Source organism: Pseudomonadota bacterium (assembly GCA_039196715.1).
In the GTDB taxonomy this organism is placed as follows: domain Bacteria; phylum Pseudomonadota; class Gammaproteobacteria; order CALCKW01; family CALCKW01; genus CALCKW01.
Genome location: JBCCUP010000129.1, coordinates 1 through 6830, shown reverse-complemented (window position 1 = coordinate 6830; position 6830 = coordinate 1). Strand labels below are relative to the sequence as shown.

The following is a 6830-nucleotide window of genomic DNA, read 5'->3' as shown; positions in this document are numbered from 1 at the left end:
GCCTACCTCGTGCACCGCCTCGCCGTGCACGGGATATCCCCCTGGCGCGCGGACGCTGCGGAAGGCGCGCGCCGCGCCGTCGCCTACTTCCGACCCGCGCTGACGAACGCCGGGGACTGGCTGGCCGCGTGACGGTGCACGCATAAGGAATCGCCGCAGGAACCGCGACCGCTGCGGCGTCTCGAACCACTGTATCCCTCAACCCGAGCGGCGCACCATGACCCGATTCCTCACCCTGTGCCTGCTGGCCATCAGCGCAACCGGCGTCCAGGCTGGCGACCAGTACATCGACCGCTCGGGCTACGCGGCGGGCGGCTACGACGTGGTGGCGTTCCACGGTCTGCCGCCCGGCGCGCCGGCAACACCAGGGTCTGCGACCTTCACCGCGCAGCACAACGGCGCCGTCTGGGCGTTCAGCTCGGCCGCCAGCCGGGACCGCTTCGCGGCCGACCCGTCACGCTACGCGCCGCAGTACGACGGCCACTGCGCCTACGGCGTGGCGCAAGGCTACAAGGTGCCAGGCAACCCGAACCTCTGGCAGCTCGTGGACGGCCGGTTGTACCTGAACATCGTGCCGCGCGTGGCCCGCACCTGGTCCCGCGACACCGCCGGCTACATCGCACGCTCGGAGGGGGCGTGGCCGTCGCTCGACGCCACCGCGGCCTCGACCGGCAGCTGGCGGGCGCGGCGCGCCAACCGCGACACCTTCAGCGACAACACGCCGTCGCGCTGACCGTCCGACCCAACTGAGGCCTGGGGCAACGTGCCCGATGCACGGCGCCCGTCCGCCCCAACGCGCGGCTGCGCTACCATCGGCGTCTCCCTCACACGAGGCTGACCGAACCCGTGCCCACCGTCGGCCGCGCGCGTCAGCCGACTCCACCGGACGCTGCCGTGACACGGACACTGAGCTGGGTTGGCGAGCGGGCCCGCGGCCTGCTGGCAATCGGCATGCTGCTCGCGCTCGCTGTGCCCTCGATCCCGGACAGCGTGTTGCGCGTGGTGCTGCCGGTGACCTCGTCACTGATCCTCGCGGTCGCCTTCGCGCGCCTCGACGCACGTGCTGTGGTCGATCAGTGGAAAGAACCGAGAATACGCCGCGTGTTGTTGTGGTGCCTGGCCGGCACGGTACCGCTCAGCATGGTCATCGCCACGGGGATCGCGCGCGCGCTCGGCCTCGACCCGACCCTGACGCTGTGCCTCGCCCTGTTCGCCGCCGCGCCGCCAATCGCCTCGGGTGCTGCGCTCTGCTACCTGCTCGGCTTCGACGCGGTGTTGGCCTTGCAGCTCACCGTGGCGAGCACCCTGCTGACGCCCGTGGTCGGCCCGCTGTGCCTGGTGTGGATTGCGGGCATCGACCTGCCCGTCACGTCGGCGGCGCTGTTCGCGTCGCTCTCCGCCATCGTCACTGGCGGGCTGCTGGTGGGCCGCACGGCGCGGCACTTCATTGGCCGGCCGTGGATCGACGCCCACCCGCGCGCGCTCGACGGCGTGGCGACCATCGCCATGCTGTGTTTCATCGTGCCGATGTTCGCCGACGTGACGAACCTCCTGTTCGAGTCGCCGCTGTTGTCACTCGCGCTGCTGGCGACGGTGTTTGCGCTCAACATCGGCGTCAACCTGCTGCTCCGGGCGTTTGTGAAACCCGCGCTCGGTGCCGCACGCGCCGGCGCCTTGGGGCTGATGTCCGGCAACCGCAACCTCGCGCTCTACTACGCCTCGGTGCCGCCGGAACCGGTGCTCGGGCTGTTCGTCGCGCTCTACCAGGTGCCGATGTTTCTCACGCCGCTGCTGCTCGCGCGCTTTCGCGTCGACCCGGCTACTCGCCCGGGCGCTTGAGCGAAAACACGTCGGTGACGCTGCTGTAATCTCGGTAGCCAAGCCGCGCCACCGGCTCGTAGCGCTGCACGTCGAACATGCCGTCGTCGGTGATCACGGCCGGGTCGAGGTGCACGCCAACGACTTCCCCAATGACGAGCGTGTTGTGCTCGCCGGGCAGGTCAATCACCTGCCAGAGCGTACACTCGAAGGCGGCGGGCGCAGCCGCGACAAAGGGCGTGCTGTTGACACGCGGCGCACCCTTCTCGAGGCTGGCCAAGGCGAACTCGTCTTCACCGGCCTTGTAGAATCCCGCGCTGATGTTCATCCCGTCGACGAGCGCGCGCGACACGATCGACACCGTGAACTCGCCGCGCGTGCGGATGTTCGTGACGCTGTCCTTGGCTTCGCCTTCGGGCTTGGTGCCGTTGTTCGAGAACATCACCAGCGGCGGCGCGTCGGCCAGCGCGTTGAAGAAACTGTAGGGCGCGAGGTTGGCGTTGCCCTCGGCGTCGAGCGAGCCAATCCAGCCGATCGGCCGGGGCGAGACGATCGCCTTGAACGGGTTGTGGGGCAAACCGTGGTCGTCGAGGCCGGGTCGGTAGAACATGGCAGTGACAGCGGGTGTGAGTCAGCCACACACCCTACCACCGGACCGCCCTGATAACATGCGTGCATGACCGAGCAACTCACCCTCACCCGCCCCGACGACTGGCACCTGCACCTGCGCGACGGCAGCATGCTGCGCGCCGTCACCCCGGAGAGTGCGCGCCACTTTGGCCGCGCGATCGTCATGCCGAACCTGGTGCCGCCGGTGGTCACCGCCGCCGACGCCGCGGCCTACCGCGAGCGCATCCTCGACGCGGTGCCGAGCGGCGCGGACTTCAACCCGCTGATGACGTTGTACCTGACCGAGTCGACCGACCCGGAGGACGTCGCCTACGCCGCGTCGACCGGGCTTGTGACCGCGGTCAAGTTGTACCCGGCGGGCGCGACCACCAACTCCCAGTCCGGCGTGCGCAACCTCGACGCAGTGATGCCCGTGCTCGAGAAAATGGCCGAGATCGGCCTGCCGCTCTGCGTGCACGGCGAAGTGACCACGCCCGAGGTCGACATCTTCGACCGCGAGGCCGTCTTCATCGAGACCGTGCTCGACCCACTGCGCCAGCGCCTGCCGGCGTTGCGTGTGGTCATGGAGCACATCACCACCGAGGACGGCGTCGCCTACGCGCGGAGTGGCGGCGACACCCTCGGAGCGACCATCACCACGCACCACCTGATCATCAACCGCAACAACCTGCTGGTCGGCGGCATCCGCCCGCACTACTACTGCCTGCCGGTCGCCAAGCGCGAGAAGCACCGCCTCGCCTTGCGCGAAGCCGCCACCTCGGGCGACGCGCGCTTCTTCCTCGGCACCGACAGCGCGCCGCACCTCGACCCGCTGAAGCTCAGCCCCTGCGGCTGCGCCGGTGTCTTCTCGGCGAGCAACACGCTGTCGTGCCTCGCGGCTGTGTTTGAACAGGAAAACGCGCTCGACAAGCTCGAAGGCTTCACCTCGCTGAACGGCCCGACCTTCTACGGCCTGCCGCCGAACGGCGACACCGTGACGCTCGAAAAACGCGACGCGCCCTGCGCCTACCCGAGTCAGATCGACACCGACGACGGCCCGGTCACCCTGTTCGACCCTGGCTTCGATCTGCACTGGCATGTGGTCTGATAAAATTCGCGGATTAACCAAGCCGGATAGCCCCCGATGACCAGCGCCTCGTTCTGCAGCAGAGAAGAAATCGCCGCCCTGACCGCGCAAGCTCTGCTCGAAATCGAGGCCGTGCACTTCCGCCCAGACGAGCCCTACACCCTGACCTCGGGCCTCAAGAGCCCGGTCTACATCGACTGCCGCAAGCTCATCAGCTACCCGCGCATCCGCAGCAACCTCATGGATTTCGCGGTCGCCAACCTCTACCGCGGCGCCGGCTTCGAGCAATTCGACGCCGTCGCCGGTGGGGAAACCGCGGGCATCCCGTTCGCCGCCTGGATCGCCGAGCGCATGGGCCTGCCGATGCAGTACGTGCGCAAGAAGCCCAAGGGCTTCGGCCGCAACGCCCAGATCGAAGGCGACATCCACGAGGGGCAGCGCATCCTGCTCGTCGAAGACCTCACCACCGACGGCGGCAGCAAACTCAAATTCGCCGAAGCCATCCGCAACACCGGCGCCACCGTCGGCCACACCCTGGTCGTCTTTTTCTACGACATCTTTGACCACGCTCGTCCGACGCTACAGGACGCCGGCCTGGAGCTTCACTACCTTGCGACATGGCGTGATGTGTTGGCTGAGGCGAGCAAAAGCGGCAAGTTCGACGCGGCGACGCTCGAGCAGGTGCAGCGGTTTATTGATAATCCGTTGGCGTGGTCGGCTGAGCGGGGTGGGGTTGTGCCGGCTGGATAGCGATTGGTTGCGCTTGGCAGCAGGTCTAACGCTTTAGACGGCTGACGCGAACGCATTCGGCTGATCTAACTGGTTAACTGCTCTTATAGACACGCGAACGGTGGGCAACTTTCACAACCTGAACTACAAGTTCGGAGTCGCGTACTTCATACACAATACGATAAATTCCTTGTCTCACACGATATCGCTCTTGGGATGACAACTTCACACATCCCTCCCCCCGAGGATCCTCTGAAAGCGTAAAAATTCTTGCCAGTATTCGCTTAACGTCTTTTTTGGGGATGGAACGAAGATCCTTAGCAACTGACTTTTTGAACTTGACGCTATATTTTTCCATGCTTCTTTAAGTCGTTAAGCAAAGCTTCATAGCCAATTTCCGCTTCACCCTCGCGCTCAGAAAACGCGGCCAAGTCCTCTTGATCTTCGCTCATTAGGAGGCGAACAGCTTCATCTACAAGCTCTGATATCGATAGATCTGCCGATGCAGCTTTCATTTTCAACGCATGGTGTATCTCGGGCTCAAAGTAAACTGTCGAGCGCTTGGACAAACTACTCACAAGGAATCTCCATAACAACATTTTAACATTATAGCGTCATGACGTCCTAAGGTCTAGCTGGCAGCCAACGCCTAACTCAACCGACGCGTCAGCGATCGGTTGGAGTTTATTGTTAACTCTTATACACCAAATTCGCTTTCATCCATGCAAAAACATCCTCCGCATGACAAATTATCTCTATATTTTTCCATCTGGAATCTAGAGAATAGCTAAAGTGTTCTTTTACTACTGCCACAGGTTCTTCATCAACTCCAGACCGAACAACCAACCCACCGATTCTGCAGATTTTAAATAAAACCTCCGCCAAATCTAAATCCAAAATATCGTATTCGAATGTAATGCCTACCGGAGAGTCACTTTCCAGGAAGTCGGAAATCCCCAGCCTAAGAATTGCAACGTCCGTTAACGGCACATAGATAAATGTATCGTCTTCTTCCGAAGTCGCCCCTAATCCCGTCAGATACTGCTTTAAATCAGCTTTTGCCGAAGCACCAATAGGATCATCTACAGGCACGTATATGACTTCCTCGGTGAATGGATTCACAGCCCTGCGCACCTTGCTTGTCAAATTTACTGAATATAGGTCCATAAGAAAAAATGTTAACTGCTTCACTCAACGGAAAAACCGTTGAGTTTAAATTCACTGGAAAACCGATATGCACCCATGGGGCTTTGCGCTCCGATCAGTAAGCCTCTGAAATCACAGCCTTCTTGGATAGGAGGCAACTTTGTAATGTTTCATGGCGGATTTTATCAGATCTGAAATAGCCATACGTGTGATGGACATGATACTGTCTATAAAAACAGTGTTCTTACACCATGTCAGACTTCTTAAAATCTTGTCGCAGCGCAATGCGCGTGCGGCACCTCGCCTACAAGACCGAGAAGACGTACATACACTGGATCAAGCGGTTCATTCTGTTTCACGACAAGCGTCACCCGGAGCATCTTAGCGAAGAACACGTTGAGCCGTTCTTGAGCCACCTCGCTCTCAACCGGGTGTGTAGCCCAACGACTCAATCACAAGCTCTCTGTGCCTTGGTGTTTCTCTACCGACACGTCGTTCTGCGGGAGTTGAAGCACATGGACGGGATCCGGTTTGCCAAGCGGAAGGCACGTTTACCCATCGTTCTGTCTGCGAGTGAGGTTTCCCGTTTGCCGGTCGCCATGCGAGGGCAAGACAAGTTGATCGCTCAATTGGTGTACGGCAGTGGTCTACGAATCAGTGAAGCCCTCTCATTGCGCATTCAAGACATTGATTTCACGAATCGATGCCTGTCAGTGCGTATGTCCAAGGGCAACAAGGACCGCATGGTGACGCTGAGCAACCGTCTGCATGCGCCACTCACCCAGCAAATAGACTGCGCACGTGACAGACACGCGCGCGATATGCGAGAGGGAAACGGCTTTGCGCCAGTGCCGTACGCACTGCGACGTAAACTTGGTACAGCTCTGCGTGCCGAGGGATGGCAATACGTTTTCCCGTCAAGCCGTTGTTGCGCCATCCCGGATACCGGTGAATGGGTGCGGTTTCATCGCCATCCTGACAACGTTCGCAAGGCGATCACGCATGCAACAAAACAGGCCGGTATCCAAAAACGTGTGACATGCCACACCCTGCGGCACAGCTTCGCCACGCACCTGCTGTCGTCCGGAGCCGATATCCGTACGGTTCAGGCACAGCTTGGTCACAACGATGTCAAGACGACCGAAATTTATACCCCTATTTTGAAACGTGGTGGGCATGCGGTGCGTTCCCCGCTTGATGCGTTGGGAGACCTGACTACATGACAAGCTCACATTGGGTGGGGCTTCGCGGTGACGCGGGTGTGTTTCGCTAGGACACAATACTGAGGCCACTACCTGTCTGTGGCTCCTAAGCAATGAGGCGGCAGGTTGTTGTCTTGGCCTTCTTGGTTGGCTGCTGGTCATTTGTCGCTCGTCCACAGTGCTGGCGTGAGCTCTGTCTTCTGCGCTTTTTTTCATTCGCGCCGTCTTTCTGTCCCCAT

The 6830-nt window shown here is 61.2% G+C and carries 9 protein-coding genes; 5 read left to right on the top strand and 4 right to left on the bottom strand.

What is annotated here, in order from left to right; all coding sequences use genetic code 11:
* Positions 1 to 217 precede the first annotated feature (217 nt).
* Together AAGA11_22280 and AAGA11_22275 are read left to right on the top strand one after the other, a co-directional pair.
* Complete coding sequence (locus AAGA11_22280; protein ID MEM9605603.1) at positions 218 to 733, top strand: YHS domain-containing (seleno)protein; 516 nt, start codon at positions 218 to 220, stop codon at positions 731 to 733.
* Between the two features lie 161 nt (positions 734 to 894).
* Entirely contained in the window at positions 895 to 1839 is a 945-nt protein-coding gene (locus AAGA11_22275) for a hypothetical protein (protein ID MEM9605602.1), read from the top strand.
* On the opposite strand, the gene AAGA11_22270 is transcribed toward AAGA11_22275, so the two are convergent.
* On the bottom strand, positions 1820 to 2428 hold the full coding sequence (locus AAGA11_22270) for a flavin reductase family protein (protein MEM9605601.1): 609 nt from the start codon (positions 2426 to 2428) through the stop codon (positions 1820 to 1822). The two genes, AAGA11_22275 and AAGA11_22270, sit on opposite strands and share 20 nt — an antisense overlap.
* Positions 2429 to 2494: 66 nt before the next feature.
* Here AAGA11_22270 and pyrC point away from each other — a divergent pair, with 66 nt between their 5' ends.
* Both pyrC and AAGA11_22260 read left to right on the top strand, forming a co-directional pair.
* Entirely contained in the window at positions 2495 to 3535 is a 1041-nt protein-coding gene (gene pyrC, locus AAGA11_22265) for a dihydroorotase (protein ID MEM9605600.1), read from the top strand.
* 36 nt (positions 3536 to 3571) lie between these two features.
* Positions 3572 to 4264, top strand: a complete 693-nt coding sequence (locus tag AAGA11_22260; protein ID MEM9605599.1) for an orotate phosphoribosyltransferase — start codon at positions 3572 to 3574, stop codon at positions 4262 to 4264.
* 73 nt (positions 4265 to 4337) lie between these two features.
* Here the strand turns inward: AAGA11_22260 and AAGA11_22255 are convergent, their stop codons facing one another.
* The 3 genes from AAGA11_22255 to AAGA11_22245 all read right to left on the bottom strand — a co-directional run bounded on the left by AAGA11_22255 (position 4338) and on the right by AAGA11_22245 (position 5335).
* Complete coding sequence (locus AAGA11_22255) at positions 4338 to 4601, bottom strand: type II toxin-antitoxin system RelE/ParE family toxin (GenBank protein ID MEM9605598.1); 264 nt, start codon at positions 4599 to 4601, stop codon at positions 4338 to 4340.
* On the bottom strand, positions 4588 to 4821 hold the full coding sequence (locus AAGA11_22250) for a ribbon-helix-helix domain-containing protein (GenBank protein MEM9605597.1): 234 nt from the start codon (positions 4819 to 4821) through the stop codon (positions 4588 to 4590). Before AAGA11_22250 ends, AAGA11_22255 begins: the two co-directional genes overlap by 14 nt.
* A 112-nt stretch (positions 4822 to 4933) precedes the next feature.
* A complete protein-coding gene (locus AAGA11_22245) occupies positions 4934 to 5335 on the bottom strand; it encodes a hypothetical protein (GenBank protein ID MEM9605596.1) in 402 nt (133 codons plus the stop codon).
* A 305-nt stretch (positions 5336 to 5640) separates the two neighbouring features.
* Here AAGA11_22245 and AAGA11_22240 point away from each other — a divergent pair, with 305 nt between their 5' ends.
* Positions 5641 to 6612, top strand: a complete 972-nt coding sequence (locus tag AAGA11_22240; protein MEM9605595.1) for an integron integrase — start codon at positions 5641 to 5643, stop codon at positions 6610 to 6612.
* Positions 6613 to 6830 lie beyond the last annotated feature (218 nt).

Bases quoted from the DNA above. Each gene is read 5' to 3' on its own strand.
- pyrC (MEM9605600.1), top strand. From the start codon at position 2,495: ATGACCGAGCAACTCACCCTCACCCGCCCCGACGACTGGCACCTGCAC.
- AAGA11_22270 (MEM9605601.1), bottom strand. From the start codon at position 2,428: ATGTTCTACCGACCCGGCCTCGACGACCACGGTTTGCCCCACAACCCG.
- AAGA11_22240 (MEM9605595.1), top strand. From the start codon at position 5,641: ATGTCAGACTTCTTAAAATCTTGTCGCAGCGCAATGCGCGTGCGGCAC.
- AAGA11_22260 (MEM9605599.1), top strand. From the start codon at position 3,572: ATGACCAGCGCCTCGTTCTGCAGCAGAGAAGAAATCGCCGCCCTGACC.
- AAGA11_22255 (MEM9605598.1), bottom strand. From the start codon at position 4,601: ATGGAAAAATATAGCGTCAAGTTCAAAAAGTCAGTTGCTAAGGATCTT.
- AAGA11_22280 (MEM9605603.1), top strand. From the start codon at position 218: ATGACCCGATTCCTCACCCTGTGCCTGCTGGCCATCAGCGCAACCGGC.